15 protein-coding genes and 2 pseudogenes are annotated in these 14,459 nt (G+C 71.4%); 11 read left to right on the top strand and 6 right to left on the bottom strand.

The features are described from left to right. Window positions 1–89: 89 nt before the first annotated feature. A complete protein-coding gene (locus tag AC07F0_RS27385; RefSeq protein ID WP_167409541.1) occupies window positions 90–236 on the bottom strand; it encodes a hypothetical protein in 147 nt (48 codons plus the stop codon). A 137-nt stretch (window positions 237–373) separates the two neighbouring features. Between AC07F0_RS27385 and AC07F0_RS27380 the strand changes: the two genes are divergently transcribed. From AC07F0_RS27380 to AC07F0_RS27370, 3 genes are all read left to right on the top strand, one after another. Continuing rightward, window positions 374–802, top strand: a complete 429-nt coding sequence (locus tag AC07F0_RS27380; protein WP_478982713.1) for a hypothetical protein — start codon at window positions 374–376, stop codon at window positions 800–802. Between the two features lie 239 nt (window positions 803–1,041). Then, window positions 1,042–2,682, top strand: coding sequence for a phosphoglucomutase (alpha-D-glucose-1,6-bisphosphate-dependent) (gene pgm / locus AC07F0_RS27375; RefSeq protein ID WP_478982711.1), 1,641 nt, complete (start codon window positions 1,042–1,044; stop codon window positions 2,680–2,682). A 329-nt stretch (window positions 2,683–3,011) separates the two neighbouring features. After that, window positions 3,012–3,299: a zinc-ribbon domain-containing protein gene (locus AC07F0_RS27370; protein WP_356928971.1), complete on the top strand. Its 288-nt coding sequence runs from the start codon at window positions 3,012–3,014 to the stop codon at window positions 3,297–3,299. Window positions 3,300–3,331: 32 nt separating this feature from the next. Here AC07F0_RS27370 and AC07F0_RS27365 read toward each other — a convergent pair whose 3' ends face one another. Continuing rightward, window positions 3,332–4,057 carry an ArsR/SmtB family transcription factor gene (locus AC07F0_RS27365; RefSeq protein ID WP_478982710.1) on the bottom strand — a complete coding sequence of 242 codons (726 nt, stop codon included), beginning with the start codon at window positions 4,055–4,057 and terminating at the stop codon, window positions 3,332–3,334. 66 nt (window positions 4,058–4,123) lie between these two features. Between AC07F0_RS27365 and AC07F0_RS27360 the strand changes: the two genes are divergently transcribed. Then, window positions 4,124–4,846, top strand: a complete 723-nt coding sequence (locus AC07F0_RS27360; protein ID WP_478982708.1) for a flavin reductase family protein — start codon at window positions 4,124–4,126, stop codon at window positions 4,844–4,846. After that, window positions 4,843–5,325 carry an SRPBCC family protein gene (locus AC07F0_RS27355; protein WP_478982706.1) on the top strand — a complete coding sequence of 161 codons (483 nt, stop codon included), beginning with the start codon at window positions 4,843–4,845 and terminating at the stop codon, window positions 5,323–5,325. The genes AC07F0_RS27360 and AC07F0_RS27355 overlap by 4 nt, the downstream gene beginning before the upstream one ends. A 438-nt stretch (window positions 5,326–5,763) precedes the next feature. On the opposite strand, the gene AC07F0_RS27350 is transcribed toward AC07F0_RS27355, so the two are convergent. Beyond that, a complete protein-coding gene (locus AC07F0_RS27350) occupies window positions 5,764–6,180 on the bottom strand; it encodes a hypothetical protein (RefSeq protein ID WP_478982704.1) in 417 nt (138 codons plus the stop codon). Window positions 6,181–6,577: 397 nt separating this feature from the next. Here AC07F0_RS27350 and AC07F0_RS27345 point away from each other — a divergent pair, with 397 nt between their 5' ends. The 3 genes and pseudogenes from AC07F0_RS27345 (at window position 6,578) to AC07F0_RS27335 (ending at window position 8,847) form a co-directional block, all read left to right on the top strand. Continuing rightward, complete coding sequence (locus AC07F0_RS27345) at window positions 6,578–7,585, top strand: trypsin-like serine peptidase (RefSeq protein ID WP_478982702.1); 1,008 nt, start codon at window positions 6,578–6,580, stop codon at window positions 7,583–7,585. A gap of 120 nt (window positions 7,586–7,705) precedes the next feature. Beyond that, window positions 7,706–7,974 (top strand): annotated as a pseudogene (locus tag AC07F0_RS27340) (DUF7638 domain-containing protein); the annotation flags it as partial. A 12-nt stretch (window positions 7,975–7,986) separates the two neighbouring features. Further along, window positions 7,987–8,847 (top strand): NADAR family protein, encoded by an 861-nt coding sequence (locus AC07F0_RS27335; RefSeq protein ID WP_478982829.1) that lies wholly within the window; start codon window positions 7,987–7,989, stop codon window positions 8,845–8,847. A gap of 19 nt (window positions 8,848–8,866) precedes the next feature. Here the strand turns inward: AC07F0_RS27335 and AC07F0_RS27330 are convergent, their stop codons facing one another. Then, a complete protein-coding gene (locus tag AC07F0_RS27330; protein WP_478982700.1) occupies window positions 8,867–9,730 on the bottom strand; it encodes an LLM class flavin-dependent oxidoreductase in 864 nt (287 codons plus the stop codon). Window positions 9,731–10,086: 356 nt separating this feature from the next. On the opposite strand from AC07F0_RS27330, the gene AC07F0_RS27325 reads away from it, so the two are divergent. The 3 genes from AC07F0_RS27325 (at window position 10,087) to AC07F0_RS27315 (ending at window position 12,897) form a co-directional block, all read left to right on the top strand. After that, complete coding sequence (locus tag AC07F0_RS27325; protein WP_478982698.1) at window positions 10,087–11,292, top strand: glycoside hydrolase family 64 protein; 1,206 nt, start codon at window positions 10,087–10,089, stop codon at window positions 11,290–11,292. A gap of 207 nt (window positions 11,293–11,499) precedes the next feature. After that, a complete protein-coding gene (locus tag AC07F0_RS27320) occupies window positions 11,500–12,171 on the top strand; it encodes a hypothetical protein (RefSeq protein ID WP_478982696.1) in 672 nt (223 codons plus the stop codon). A gap of 162 nt (window positions 12,172–12,333) precedes the next feature. Next, window positions 12,334–12,897, top strand: coding sequence for a snapalysin family zinc-dependent metalloprotease (locus AC07F0_RS27315; RefSeq protein WP_478982694.1), 564 nt, complete (start codon window positions 12,334–12,336; stop codon window positions 12,895–12,897). A gap of 170 nt (window positions 12,898–13,067) precedes the next feature. Here AC07F0_RS27315 and AC07F0_RS27310 read toward each other — a convergent pair whose 3' ends face one another. Together AC07F0_RS27310 and AC07F0_RS27305 are read right to left on the bottom strand one after the other, a co-directional pair. Then, complete coding sequence (locus AC07F0_RS27310; RefSeq protein WP_478982692.1) at window positions 13,068–13,787, bottom strand: transporter substrate-binding domain-containing protein; 720 nt, start codon at window positions 13,785–13,787, stop codon at window positions 13,068–13,070. Between the two features lie 313 nt (window positions 13,788–14,100). Beyond that, window positions 14,101–14,431: pseudogene (locus AC07F0_RS27305) on the bottom strand (polyprenyl synthetase family protein); the annotation flags it as partial. Between the last annotated feature and the right edge of the window lie 28 nt (window positions 14,432–14,459).

Genomic DNA, 14,459 nt, shown 5'->3' with positions numbered 1-14,459 from the left:
CGAACCAGCTCCTCTCAGGTGTGGTGCGGCCCAAGTGCCCATGCTGGGCATGAACACACGCGTGTGTGCGAGGAGTTGGCCGTCGGCGGTCAGCGGCGCCCGCGGAGCTTCCCCAGCAGCCGCTGGGCCTGGGCCCGGTTGCGAGGGTCGGCGGCGGCCCGCCGTGCCTGCTCGACGGCCCGCCGCCCCTGCGGGCTCCGGGCGAACTGCTTGATGCGATTCAGAATGCCGGCCATGGTGCACTCCCTCGTGTTCTGACGTCGTCTCGTCTGCAGTTCGCCTACCCCTACGACGAGGTGCTCAGCCCTGCGCAGGCCCGGACGGTGCGCGGCCGAACGTGTTTGCCGCGGGAGTCAGAGGCAAGTCGGAGTCCATGACTGAAGAGAACAAGCGCACGAATCAGAAGCCGACCACGATACGGGCGACGGAGTCCAAGGCCCGTCGCACGGCGGACAAGGCGACCGCGCCGACGACCCGGGCCGCCAAGCGCGCGACCACCAAGGCCGATGACGCGGCGTCAGCCGTCAAGGCCGGCGCCGAGCGCTCCGCCGAGACGACCACGGCGGCCGTGCAGACCGCGGCCAAGGGTGTCGAGGCGGGCCGCCAGGCGGTCGTCGCGGCCTCCGGCCAGGTCGCCGCCACGGCGAAGACGGCCTGGACGGTGATCGCCAACCGCAAGGCCGTCGCCGCGGGCGTCGGGGCCGGTCTGACCGCCCTGACCGCCGCGTCGTACGCGGTGGGACGCCGCTCGGAGCGCCATGCGCACGGCCCGCTCACCCGGCTCACCGGCGGACGGATCTGACCCGAGGCGACGGCGCCCGGCAAGGCGCCCACCAGGCAGGAAGGCGGCGCGGCGCACCACCGGGAGTCCCGGTGGTACGCGGCGCCGCCTCCTCGTGGTGCGTGCTGCGGTCCGGTGGTTCGCCGCGCGGCCCGGCGCACATCCGGCACTCACAGCGGTGCCCCTCTCGCGCGTCACTGCTGTGACGAGGAAGGATGAGTGCGCAAGCGAAGGATCACACCATGTGGAGGAGCGGGCCCATGCAGCACGAGCGAGCGGGCAGTCCGGCCGGTCCCGAAGATCTCATCGACGTCGCTCGGCTGGTCACCGCGTACTACGCGCTCCATCCCGACCTGGACGACCCGGGTCAGCGCGTCACGTTCGGAACCTCCGGACACCGCGGAACCTCACTGGCCGGCGCGTTCAACGACGACCACATCGCCGCCACCAGCCAGGCCATCTGCGAATACCGCGCGGCCCAGGGCACCGACGGCCCGCTGTTCCTGGGCGCCGACACGCACGCCCTGTCGGAGCCCGCGCGGGTCACCGCGCTGGAGGTGTTCGCCGCCAACGAGGTGACGGTGCTGATCGACGAGGCGGACGGCTACACACCGACCCCGGCGGTCTCGCACGCCATCCTCACCCACAACCGAGGGCGCACCACCGGTCTCGCGGACGGCGTCGTGGTCACCCCGTCCCACAACCCGCCCGCCGACGGAGGGTTCAAGTACAACCCGCCCAGCGGCGGGCCCGCCGCCTCCGATGCGACCTCCTGGATCCAGGACCGGGCGAACGAGATCATCCGCGGCGGCCTGAAGGACGTACGGCGCATCCCCCACGCCCGGGCCCTCGCCGCGGCCACCACCGGCCGCTACGACTTCCTGGGCGCCTACGTCACCGACCTGCCCGGCGTCCTCGACCTGGACGCGATCCGCGCGGCGGGCGTGCGCATCGGGGCGGACCCGCTGGGCGGGGCGTCCGTCGCCTACTGGGGCCGGATCGCCGAACAGCACCGCCTCGACCTCACCGTGGTCAACCCGCACACCGACCCCACCTGGCGGTTCATGACGCTGGACTGGGACGGCAAGATCCGTATGGACTGCTCGTCGCCGTACGCGATGGCCTCGCTCATCGAACAGCGCGACCGCTTCGACGTCGCCACCGGCAACGACGCCGACGCCGACCGGCACGGCATCGTCACCCCCGACGCGGGTCTGATGAACCCCAACCACTACCTCGCCGTCGCCATCTCCTACCTGTACGCCCACCGCGACCGCTGGCCCGCGGCCGCCGGCGTCGGCAAGACCCTGGTGTCCTCCGCCATGATCGACCGGGTCGCCGCCGACCTCGGCCGCGAACTGGCCGAGGTGCCCGTCGGGTTCAAGTGGTTCGTGGACGGGCTGGTCGACGGCACCATCGGCTTCGGCGGGGAGGAGTCGGCCGGGGCGTCCTTCCTGCGCCGGGACGGCTCCGTGTGGACCACCGACAAGGACGGCATCATCCTGGCGCTGCTCGCCTCCGAGATCACCGCGGTCACCGGGAAGACCCCCTCGGAGCACTACGCCGCACTCACCGCCCGCTTCGGCGAACCGGCGTACGCGCGGATCGACGCGCCGGCGTCCCGCGAGGAGAAGGCGCTGCTCGCCAAGCTCTCCCCGGCCCAGGTCAGCGCGGACACCCTGGCCGGGGACGCGGTCACCGCGGTGCTCACCGAGGCCCCCGGCAACGGCGCACCCATCGGCGGAATCAAGGTGACCACCGACAACGCCTGGTTCGCGGCCCGCCCCTCGGGCACCGAGGACGTCTACAAGATCTACGCCGAGTCCTTCCGCGGCCCGGACCACCTCCGCCAGGTCCAGGAGGAGGCCAAGACCGTGGTGCTGACGGCGCTTTCGAGCTGAAGCCCGTCCGGCCCGGGCCGCCGTGAGGCGGCCCGGGCCGTCCCGTGCCGGCGCTCGTACCCGAGTCGGCCCACGGTCCCACCAGGTCTCCGGCGGGACGGACTGGGACTTGAGGCACTTCACGGTGAGGACGGCCGGCCCCGCACGACGAGCAGGCCGGCCGGCAGACTCGGCCGCCGAGTCGCGTGGACGAGGTCCTCGCCCGGGGGATGCCGAAGTGGGTCGGGCTCTCCCCGGGACGAGGGCACATCTCCCGTGGATACCGGCTCGTCGGGGTGGACCGCGATACAGGACACTGGAGGAAGATCCGACCCGGGAAGGACCGTCACGTGATCATCTTCGGCACCAAGGGGTACCTGTACCAGCTGGCGATACTGACGCTGGTCTGCGGCCAGTGCGGCAACCCCGCCGCGCACACGCTCAGGAAGCGCGTCACGAAGTTCACGCTGTTCTTCGTGCCGCTGTTCCCGATCTCGACGAAGCACCTCACGCAGTGCACCTTCTGCGGTGCGGAACAGAAGGTGACCAAGGAACAGGCGGAGCAGTTGCAGGCCCAGAGCGCGAGCGGCGACGGCGGCCAGACCTACGGGCAGCCGCAGCAGCAACACCGGTTCTGAGCCCGGCCGGGCTTCCCGGGGCGGGGAGGTGCTCAGCCGGCCGTGAGCTCCTCGTCCGCCAGGCCCAGGTGCCGTCGGAGGGCCTCGCGCCCCCGCTCCGTCAGCCGTACGACGCGGGAGCCGTCCCCGGGCACGAGCCAGGACGCCTCCAGGGCGCGGTGGAACAGGGCCGCGGCGACCGCGCCCGCCAGGTGCGGGCGCTGCTCCGTCCAGTCCAGGCAGGTCCGCACATGCGGACGTCCCGCCGCCCCCGCCGCCTCGTCCGCGATCCCGAGGCGGGCCAGCCATGCCGTGCCGGACGCGGTGAGCGCCGGGCCGGACTCCCAGGACAGCAGCCCGCGAGCGGTCATGGCATCGGTCATCGCCACGGCGAGGGAGCCGCCGAGATGGTCGTAACAGACACGGGCGAAGCCGACGGCGCGGTGCCGCCGGGCGGCGGTGAGCGAACGGACCGGGACCAGCCTGCGCGGCGCCCGGGCCGCCAGCGCCTCGATCATCTCCGCGATGCCGGAGTCCGCCAGACGCACATAGCGGTGCCGTCCCCGGCGCTCCTGAGCCAGCAGACCGCCGGCCACCAGCCGGTTCAGATGGCTCGTCGCCGTGGACGGCGCGACACCGGCCAGGCGGGCCACCTCGGAGGCCGTCCAGGCACGGCCGTCGAGCAGGGCGAGACAGATCGCGGCGCGCGTGGAATCGGCCAGCAGCGCCCCCAGCGAGGCGAGATCCGGTTCTTCGGCATGGACGTCGGTACTGGTCACCAGCCGATTGTCCCCGGCCGACACTTCGACGCACGTCGAAACGTCCCGCCCGTAGCGTCCTGGGCCATGACGACCGACACCCACCGAGTGATCCGGCCGAGCGTCCTCTACTTCGGCACGCCCGTCGTGCTGCTGACCACCGAGAACGACGACGGCACCTGCAATCTCGCCCCGATCTCCTCCGCCTGGGCCCTGGGACAGCACATCGTCCTGGGCATCGGCAGCGAGAGCCGGACCGTGCGCAACCTCGCCGAGCGTCCGGAACTAGTGATCAACGTCGCCTCGCCCGAGCTGTGGGAGCACGTGGAACGCCTCGCACCGCTCACCGGGGCCGACCCGGTGCCCGAGGCCAAGCGGGCGCTGTACCGCTACGAGCCGGACAAGTTCGCCGCGGCCGGGCTCACCCCGGTCGCCGCCGATCTCGTGAAGCCGCCGCGCGTCGCCGAGTGCGCCCTCCAGCTGGAGGCACGGGCCGCCGTGCTGACGCCCGGCGGAGCGGGCCTCTTCTTCAGCGTCGAGTGCGAGGTCCTGCGCGTCCACGCCGCCGACCGCGTCGTCGTACCCGGCACCCACCACATCGATCCGGCCGTCTGGAGCCCGCTCATCTACAACTTCCGCCACTACCACGGCCTGGCTCCCGAGGTCGGCCACGGCTTCCGCTCGGAGACGGCCGCGGCCGACCAGGTGGCAACCGGAACATCCCGGGTACTCGTCCGCCACGGGCCCGGACCTGCGTGTGGGCCGATGGGCCTCCAGCAGTCGATCAGGAAAACGGAGGCATACAGATGAGCACCGTCAAGGAAACCGTGGAAGTCGACGTCCCCATCCACACCGCGTACAACCAGTGGACCCAGTTCGAGGAGTTCCCGAACTTCATGGAGGGCGTCGAGGAGGTAAGGCAGCTCGACGACCGTCACAACCACTGGACCACCAAGATCGGCGGAGTACGGCGCGAGTTCGACACCGAGATCGTCGACCAGCTGCCCGACGAGCGCGTCACCTGGCGCACGACCAGCGGAGACACCCACCAGAAGGGCACTGTCCGCTTCCAGCGCCTGGACGACACCCACACCCGGGTGGAGCTCGTGATGGACGTCGAGCCCAGCGGAGCCGTGGAAAAGGCCGGGGACATGCTCGGCGCGATCGACCGCCAGATCAAGGGCGACATGAAGCGCTTCAAGCAGTACATCGAGAAGCGCGGTGGCGAGTCCGGCGCCTGGCGCGGCCGCATCCAGCCCGGCGGCGACACCGGCCCCACCCCCCTCTGACACCCAGGGCCCCCTCTCCAGGACCCGGCCTCCACCACAGAACCGGTGGAGGCCGGGTCCTTCTGTGCCCGATTCCGGGTCCCCGACGCTCCGGTGCGGGAGACGGTCGACCAGGCGGTCGCGGTGCGGGCGGACCTGAATGACCCGGCACAGATCGCCGTACTGTCGGAGCGCTGCGAGCCGGACACCCGTGCCGCGATGAGCGCAGGGCGAGCCCCGGTCCGGGCCACTCGGCCGCCAGCGCGGGCCACCGGTCCGTCCGGCGGCGGCCGCCGGACGGGTTCCGTGACGGTGAGGACGAACATGCCGCGGAGTACGGCCGCGGAGTACGGCCGCACGGTCGGCCGTCGGGTCGAAAGACGCGCTCGCTGTACCGGGCCCGGTGGCCCAGCGGTGGAGCACGCCGGATGTCTCTGCCGGGACGCGGAACGTCCCGTCCTAACACCGCGTCGTGCTCCCACTGGGGGCGCCCCACCGGCCGACGGCCGTGAGGGTGCCGCCCGGTCCGCTCGGTTCCAGCCGGGTGGCGGGTGCGGGCCGCGCAGGCGTGGCCTTGGGGGGCGAGCCGGTCCCGGCGCACCTGGCCCAGCGGGAGGAGAACCCGGGTTTCGGGGACTTCGCAGTCGCCGGGGCGGCGGCGTGCCCCGCGAGGGAGGCGTCCTGGGCGGGAGTTCCCGGCTCCCGCCGGCACAGCCGGGTCGTGGCGTGGGCGGCGTACTCCGGCCCTTCCCCGGCCGAGGCCAGGAGGAAGGCGGCGAGTACGTCGATGCCGCGCGCCGTGTCCGCGAACTGGCCCAGGGGGACCAGACGGCGGTCGAGCGGGACGGCGTCGTCGGCGACCACGTCGGTGACCATCGACGGCTGCCATGACGTCGCGGAACGCGCGGATGGCCGGGCTGGGATCGAACCGGCTCCAGGCCATGCACCCCCCAGCGCTCGTCGGTCCGACCCGCGGCTGGAGCGGGCGAACCGCCGGGGGCCGAGCGCCCGTTCCGGACTCGCGGTGCGGTGGCTCAATTAGTTCCTCGCAAAATGCCGGAAATGACGGCATGCCCCACAGCCTCGCTCCCTCGAACCGGAGCCGCGATCGCGGAGGTCGTGGGGAACCTGTGGCGTTTCGGTCATCTCGGTGACATGCACCTGTCCAAATCAGTCTCCTGGTGGCACGCTGCCCTCTGATTCGCAGCGACACCCCTGCCCTGACCGGGTGGATGAGCCCCGCCACCCGGCCCCCACAGCAGAAGGAGACCGCGTGACAGGCACACTTCGTAGCCTTCGCTCCTCCGGCAGCGGCACCCGCGTTCGTCACACCGTGCTCGGCGCACTCGCCGGCGTCGCCGCGCTGCTGGCGACCGGCGTCACCGCCGCACCGGCGAGCGCCGCGCCCGACCCCGGAGCCGTGGCGCCCTCGGCGCGGGAACGCGCCCTCGCCTTCTGGACCCCGCAGCGGATGCGGGAGGCCACCCCGCTCGACGTCCTGTCCGTCGACCGTTCCGAGGTGCGGGCCTCGGCACCCCGCAAGGGCAAGGCCACCGTCGTGGCACCCAGTACGCCCGCCGCCGACTCCGGCCCCCTGGCGATCCCGAACGGCGGCGGCCCCTGGACCGGGGGCGGCGCGGTGACCAAGACCGCGGGGCGGGTGTTCTTTACCTATCAGGGCCGCACCGCCTCCTGCTCCGGCAACGCCGTCACCAGCGCCAACAAGAGCACCGTGATCACCGCGGGCCACTGCGTGAAGCTGGAGGGGGCCTGGCACACCAACTGGGTGTTCGCTCCCGGCTACCACGACGGACAGACCCCGTACGGCACCTGGACGGCGTCCAAGACGCTCTCCACGCCGCAGTGGACCGCCGGTGAGGACATCAACTACGACATCGGCGCGGCCGTGGTCGCCCCGCTGGACGGCAAGAAGCTGACCGACGTCGTCGGCGGCCAGGGCCTGGCCTTCAACACCGGCTACAACAAGGCCATGTACGCCTTCGGTTTCCCGGCCGCCGCTCCCTACGACGGCCAGAAGTTCATCTACTGCAGCGGCACCACCTACCGGGACTTCCTGCTGTCCAGCGACCACGGTCTGACCTGCGACATGACCGGCGGCTCCAGCGGCGGCCCGTGGTTCACCCGGTTCGACGAGGCCACCGGGACCGGGCTGCAGTCCTCGGTGAACAGCTTCAAGTACAACTTCCTGCCCAACGCCATGTACGGTCCGTACTTCGGCGCGGACGCACAGAACCTGTACCAGAGCGCCCAGTCGTCCTGAGCCACCGGCGCACGGGAGCCGGGTCCTCCGTCCGGCGGCGGGGGAGGGCCCGGCTTTCGGGCGTCGCAGCGCCGGCGGCAAACACGTTGCGCCAGCCGGTGGTTCCGACAGAATGCCGGGATGATCGGCAAACGCATCACCTACCGCACGGCCGACGGCGTCCGCGTCCCCGGAACCTGGCGACACGCCTTCATCCGCAACGGCGACTACTTCCTCACCGACCTGTTCATCTACGCGACGCGCTGATCGACTGCTGGGGCCTGGTCACCCTCGACGAGTTCGAGGAGAAACTGCGCTGCGGCTGGGTCGTCACCGAACTCCCGGACGGCGCCCGGGTGTCCGGCCACGAACTGGCCGCGTGGCGGTTCAGCGAGCCGCGCACCTGGCTCACGCCCGAGCTCCTGCTGGCCGAGATCCACGACACCATCGACCAGCTCAACGGACGCCCGGACTCGACGGACCGCTGCCTGGCCGCCGTCGACACGTTCCTCGCCGACCGGACGGAGCGGAACCGGGCCGCGGCCCGCGCCGCCTACCTGGCCATCCCCGAGACCCAACGCCACTACGCGCTCGGCGACATGGACCGCAAGGACCGGCCGCTGAGGGTCCTGGTGGCCGGACCCGGCGAGTGCCTGGACGGCGCCCCGCCCGGCGAGCCGGTCTCGCGGGAGGAGTACGACGAGGCGGTCGCCTACTTCGAGGACCGGGCGAAGTGGATCGCCGAACGGCCCGCGCGGCTCCCGGCGGACGGACCCGCGACACCGGTCGCCCCCGCGATCCACCTGTACGAGGGCTATTCCCGCACGCCCTCGGACGACCCGGGCACGAAGGCCCTCCGCAACGACTTCCCCGCCCCCGTCCCGGCCGACGGCGTCACCTACCCCTCCGTCGCCCACGCCTACTGGGCCCTCTCCACCACGGACCCTGGTGCCCGGGCCGCCATCAGGGACGCGGACACCGGGTACGCCGCCCGGAACACGGCAGCCGGCGCTCCCCGGCGCGACGGATGGGACCAGGCCCGCACCGCCGTCATGACCGCCCTGCTGAGGGCCAAGTACACCCGGCACCCGGCCCTCGCCCGGATCCTCCTGGCAACCCGCGACGCCACACTCGTCTACGACGACTCCGACTCCGGCTACTGGGGCGACAACGGCGGCCGCGGCCGGAACTGGACGGGCCGCCTCCTGGAACTCGTCCGTTCGGAACTCCGCGCCGAGCAGGCCGGAATCACCCTCCCGGAACCCGCCGCCACGCAGGGCTGAGCGACGGTGCGCCGACGGTTCAGCCGGTCGCCTCGGCGAGCAGCCCCACCTGCTCCAGCCCCGACGCCGCCGGCACGAAGATGAGCTCGTCACAGCCGGCCGCGGCGAACGAGTCGGCGTAGGACGTCACCATCTCGGCGCTCACCGCGGCACTCGCCGCGATCTGCGCGGCGGCGTCGCCGAGGAAGCCGTAGTAGTGCTGGAGATAGCCGTCCGCGTGTGCCCGGGCGTGCGGACCGAGCGCGAAGTACGCCAGCGCCAGTTTGCGCGGCGCGCCCGCACGCCCCGCCTCCTTCCACGCGGCATCGACGCCGGCCGAGGCCTCCGCGAACATCTCCGGCGTACCACCACCCATGATCCAGCCGTCGGCCAGCCGGGCCACCCGCCGGAAACTGACCGGGGTCGACCCGCCCAGGACGAGCTCGGGACCACCCTCGCGCACGGGCGCCGGCCCGATCGCACCGGCGAGCCCCCGCTCCTCGCCCGCCCAGACGCGTTTCATCTCCGTCAACTGTTCCTCCAGGCGGCGCCCCCTGCCCTCGGTGGACAGACCGCTCGCGGCGAAGTCGTCGTCACGCCCGCCCAGGCCCACACCGAGCACGAACCGCCCCCCGGAGAGCCGGTCGAGCGAGGCCGCCTGTTTCGCCAGCAGTGCGCTGTTCGTGTACAGCGGCCCCAGCAGCACACTCGTCGTCAGCCGGATCCGGCTGGTGACCGCCGCGGCCGCACTCAACGCGACCAGCTCCTCATACCCCGGGTAGACCAGCCGTCCGATCGTCCCGAGCGTGCTGAACCCCGCCTCCTCGGCCCGCCGGGCCCACTCCACGAGAACCGAACCCTCGGTCCCGGGAACCGTGTTGGGCAGGCCTATACCGATGTCCATGTCCACCTCCGGTCTTGAGAGGGGGATCACCTACCCACCCGGTGCCGGGCGAACCGGATGTGACGCACCGATCAGGGAGTGGGAGATTCCGCGACCGCGCGATGGACATGCATCCGCTGACCGGAGCGATCGAGACCACGGGCACCGCACCGGCCCGGACGGCGTCTTGGGGACACGGAGAGCCCGATCGTCCGTGACGCCGCCCCGGAGGCGGCCGGCGTCACGGGCCGGGGCCCTTCGGGACGCGCAACTCTCCATCCGTACCGGCACATTGACAGGTCCGGACCAACGCGGCACGCTCTGAGAGCGCTCTCACCCCCTTCCCGGATCGGCCCTTCGTCGAACGGAGACAGAGCATGTCACGCACCCTCGGACGCCGCCTCAGGGCTGTCGGGCTGGCCCTCGCCGCCGCCCTGACCGGCTCCCTCCTCGCCACCGGAGCGGGAACACCGGCCCACGCCGCCGTCCCGGCGACGATCCCCCTGAAGATCACCAACAACTCGGCCCGCGGCGAGCAGGTGTACATCTACAACCTCGGCACCGAACCGTCGACCGGACGGCAGGGCTGGGCCGATGCGAACGGCACGTTCCACCCCTGGCCGGCAGGCGGCAACCCGCCGACTCCCGCCCCCGACGCGTCGATCCCCGGCCCGGCGGCGGGCCAGTCGACCACGATCCGCTTGCCCAAGTTCTCCGGCCGCGTGTACTTCTCCTACGGCCAGAAACTGGTGTTCAAGCTCACCACCGGCGGCCTGGTCCAGCCCGCCGTGCAGAATCCGTCAGACCCCAACCGGAACATCCTGTTCAACTGGTCGGAGTACACACTCAACGACGCGGGCCTGTGGATCAACAGCACACAGGTCGACATGTTCTCCGCACCGTACGCGGTGGGAGTGCAGCGGTCCGACGGGACCACCGCGAACACCGGCCGACTCAAGCCCGGCGGCTACCACGGCTTCTTCAACGCCCTCAGGGGGCAGCCCGGAGGGTGGGCCAACCTGATCCAGACCCGCGCCGACGGAACCGTACTGCGCGCCCTGTCCCCGCTGTACGGCCTGGAGACCGGCGCACTGCCGGCCGCCGTCATGGACGACTACATCAACCGCGTCTGGCGGAAGTACTCCACCTCGACCCTCACGGTCACCCCGTTCGCCGACCAGCCGGGCACCAAGTACTACGGACGGGTCTCCGGCGGCGTCATGAACTTCACCAACAGCGCGGGCGCCACCGTCGCCAGCTTCCAGAAGCCGGACGCCTCCTCCGTCTTCGGCTGCCACGGGCGGCTCGACGCGCCGAACGACCAGGTCCGCGGCCCGATCTCCCGAACCCTGTGCGCCGGCTTCAACCGCTCCACCCTGCTGGTCAACCCCCAGCAGCCCGACTCGAGTGCCGACGCCTTCTACAAGGACGACGTCACCAACCACTACGCCCGCAAGATCCACGCCCAGATGGCCGACGGCAAGGCGTACGCCTTCGCGTTCGACGACGTGGGCCACCACGAGTCCCTCGTGCACGACGGCAACCCGCGCCAGGCCTACCTCACCCTCGACCCCCTCAACTGACCTGGGCTCTGCTCCCCAACTCCGGTTCAAGACCGCACTGTTGACTCTTCATCATTTCTGGAAATCAATTACAACTTTGCTTTTCCTTGGTGTAGATGGACTGCGGTTTACGTGAGCCTCAGGGGCACCAGGCGGTGACTGAACACCCTCCCGCAACAGGGGGGGTGTCGTCACTGTCCCCCCATGCAAGGGTGAGAGGCACCAACCATGACGAAGAACCGCACAGTGCGCTACGGCAGCCGCACGCTGGCGCTGACGGCGACCGCGTTCGTAGTGATCGCGACGGCCGTCCCCGCAGCGGCCGAGGAACAGCCCACCGCCGAGCAGATCATGGCCGACTGCGCGTCCGGCGAAGGCAAGTGCACCTTCAACTCCCCGCAGCTCGGCCGGGCGTACCTCGGTGAGCCGCGCCAGGTCTCCGAACTCCTCTACAACTGCACCGACTCGCCCGCCTCCCAGTCGATGTCCTGGGCCGACACAGTGGGCTCCTCCCACTCGGTGGGCGGCTCGGTCACGGCGGGCGGGGGCATCGAAGGCATCATCACGGCCAGCGTGACCGCGACGTACAACTACACGTGGCAGAGCTCGCACACCGAGACGAGTTCCTTCACCGTGAACGTGAAGCCCGGAGAAGTCGGCTGGATCTCCCGCGCCCAGGTGATGCAGCAGATAACCGGCACCTGGCAGACCCACTACGACGACCCCAAGTGGGGTCACTACTACTGGTTCGTCCCCGACGTGGTCACCGGCCCGGCCCCGAACGGCACGGACGGAAAGCACAGCGCGGTCGTGGTCAAGTCCCGCAAGATGACGGCCGAGGAAAAGAAGCTGTGCTCCACGGGTTCCACCCGGGGCAAGCTCTTCACTCAGGAGGCCTGAGCGCGCTCCGGCCGGCCGGTCCGGCCGGAGCTCGGCCCGCACCTCCCGTTGCTCAGACCGCGAACGCGATTGACGGATTCAGCTCCCTGCCCGCCGGGCAGTGAGCCAGGGAATGTCATGAGCACGACTGCACGACTGCCTTTCCCCACAAGGAGGTCGATCATGTACGTCCGTACGCTCACTGGCGGCCTGGCCGCTGCCCTGGTGCTGTCCGTGTCCCTGACGGGTGGCCAGGCCGTGGCCGCGGCCCCCGACGCGGAGGGCGCCCCCCTGGCCGCCCGTGTCCTCCTCTACGACGCCGGCGGGTCCGCGGAGTTCAAGAGCGCGGTCGACCGCGGCGCGGCGATCTGGAACGAGAGTGTCGACGCCGTCGAGCTGCGGCCGGCCGCCGCTGGGCAACGCGCGAACATCCGCGTCCTCGCGGACAACGGCTGGCCCCGTGCCCTGCCCTCCACCCTCGGTAACGGAACCGTCTACATCGGACGCCAGGCCGTCGACCAGGGCTACAACACGATCCGCATCTCGGCCCATGAGCTCGGGCACATCCTGGGCCTGCCCGACCGCAAGCCCGGACCGTGCTCGAGTCTCATGTCCGGTTCCACCGCGGGCACCTCCTGCACGAACCCGTATCCGAACGCGGCGGAGAAGGCGGAGGTCGAGGAGAACTTCGGCGGCGCACTCGTCGGGCGGGCCCCGGCGGCGCGTGCCGAGGTGATCGTGGACTGACACGGCCGCCACGAGGCGGCACAGGCCAAGTGCCGCCTCGTCGCCCCCCATCCCCGCCGCGGGCCGGAGCCACGACGAGGTTGAACACAGCCACCGTCGACCGCTGACGGCCGAACTCCCACCGAGTTCTTCGCTGCTTGCCCGGGCCGTGTGAACCCGGCTGGACGGCGTTACGGCACGGCCGGTGCCGCGAGGGTTTCGGGCTGGCCCGCGCGGCGCAGTGAGGCGGCGACGAAGCCGTCGCTCTTGAGCTCCTCGACCAGTTCCCGGAGGAATCGTATGGTCTCGGGCCGCCGGCTGGTGGTGGTGCCGACGGCCTGGCGGATCTCCATGAACTCCTTCTCGATCAGCCGCACTTCCGGGTGTGCCTCGGCGTAGGCGGTCATCGGCTGCCGGATGCCCGCGCCCGCCTCCAGGTGGTGTGCGGTGAAGGCGTCGATACCATCGTGGCCGCGAACCAGGGTGGCGTGGCGCAGGGTTCGGGTGAGATAGAGGTCGTAGGCGGATCCGGCTTTCACTCCGATGCGAACGCCCGGCGCGTCGACGTCCTCGGGCGTCTTCAGGCCGGAGTCCCGGGGGACGGCGTACACGCCCTCGATGAGCACGTACGGGGCGGTGAAGGCGACTTCCGTCTCGCGTGCGGGCTCGATCGCGAGGAAGCAGACATCGGCCCGTCCACCGGCCATCGCCTCGAACGACGCACGCGCGGCGTCGAAGCAGAGGAACTCCACGGGCACCCCGAGCCGGGCCGCGATCTCCCGGGCGAGATCGACGGTGATGCCGCTGGGTGCTTGCGCAGTCCCTTGGGCGAGGACGGGATTGCCGAGGTTGACGGAGGCGCGCAGGACACCGGTGGGCGCGAGGTCGGCGGCGAGAGAGGGAAGGGCCATGCCGCGAGTGTAGGTTCCTGGCCCGACGGCCCCACCGGGAGCGCTGCTGACCCGCTGACCGGCGGGTCGGCATCGTCTTCCAGGACCCGGACGACCAGCTTGGCCTGCCGGACGCGGTCGTGGACGAGGGCCGGCGTGCCGTGCTCGCCCGCGGTCTGACTGACGAGCGTCCACTGCCCCGCGGGCAGCCGCCGTCGCGTGACCTCGGCATCGACCGCGACGCAGCTGACCTACGACGTCCTGTGGCGACTTCGCCGCGGGAGTGATCAGGAGACTGTCGGGACCGGTGGGTTCCAGCGGTGGGTGCGGGGCGCAGCGACCGTGCGGCGGCGTCGGCGCGTGGACGCCGCCGCACGGCACCGCGCAGGGCGATGTGCGCGGTGGGGCGACCGTGCCGCAGCGGGCTGTCGTCGATGAGATCGTCGTGCACGATCGCAGCGGCGTGCACCAGCTCCATGGAGGCCGCGGCCCGCACGAGTGCGTCGCCGTCGGGCTCTCCCACCGCGCGCCAGCCCCCAGTAGCAGAACGCCGCTCGCAGCCGTTTGCCGTCCGCGACCGCCGCCTCCAACTGCTCGGCCACCGGGGCCAGGAGCGGATCGATCGCGGCCAACTGATCGGCTTCCCGGGCGGCGAACCCGTGCAGTACATCGTCGACACGGGACCTGAATGCG

The organism is Streptomyces sp. NPDC045955 (genome assembly GCF_056430805.1).
Note: the sequence above shows the minus strand (reverse complement) of the source record. Positions and strands in the feature narration are given on the sequence as shown.

Coding starts and splice junctions, on each gene's coding strand:
- AC07F0_RS27380 (WP_478982713.1), top strand. CDS start 374: ATGACTGAAGAGAACAAGCGCACGAATCAGAAGCCGACCACGATACGG.
- AC07F0_RS27330 (WP_478982700.1), bottom strand. CDS start 9,730: ATGGACATCGGTATAGGCCTGCCCAACACGGTTCCCGGGACCGAGGGT.
- AC07F0_RS27355 (WP_478982706.1), top strand. CDS start 4,843: ATGAGCACCGTCAAGGAAACCGTGGAAGTCGACGTCCCCATCCACACC.
- AC07F0_RS27350 (WP_478982704.1), bottom strand. CDS start 6,180: ATGGTCACCGACGTGGTCGCCGACGACGCCGTCCCGCTCGACCGCCGT.
- AC07F0_RS27385 (WP_167409541.1), bottom strand. CDS start 236: ATGGCCGGCATTCTGAATCGCATCAAGCAGTTCGCCCGGAGCCCGCAG.
- pgm (WP_478982711.1), top strand. CDS start 1,042: ATGCAGCACGAGCGAGCGGGCAGTCCGGCCGGTCCCGAAGATCTCATC.
- AC07F0_RS27360 (WP_478982708.1), top strand. CDS start 4,124: ATGACGACCGACACCCACCGAGTGATCCGGCCGAGCGTCCTCTACTTC.
- AC07F0_RS27325 (WP_478982698.1), top strand. CDS start 10,087: ATGTCACGCACCCTCGGACGCCGCCTCAGGGCTGTCGGGCTGGCCCTC.
- AC07F0_RS27310 (WP_478982692.1), bottom strand. CDS start 13,787: ATGGCCCTTCCCTCTCTCGCCGCCGACCTCGCGCCCACCGGTGTCCTG.
- AC07F0_RS27315 (WP_478982694.1), top strand. CDS start 12,334: ATGTACGTCCGTACGCTCACTGGCGGCCTGGCCGCTGCCCTGGTGCTG.
- AC07F0_RS27320 (WP_478982696.1), top strand. CDS start 11,500: ATGACGAAGAACCGCACAGTGCGCTACGGCAGCCGCACGCTGGCGCTG.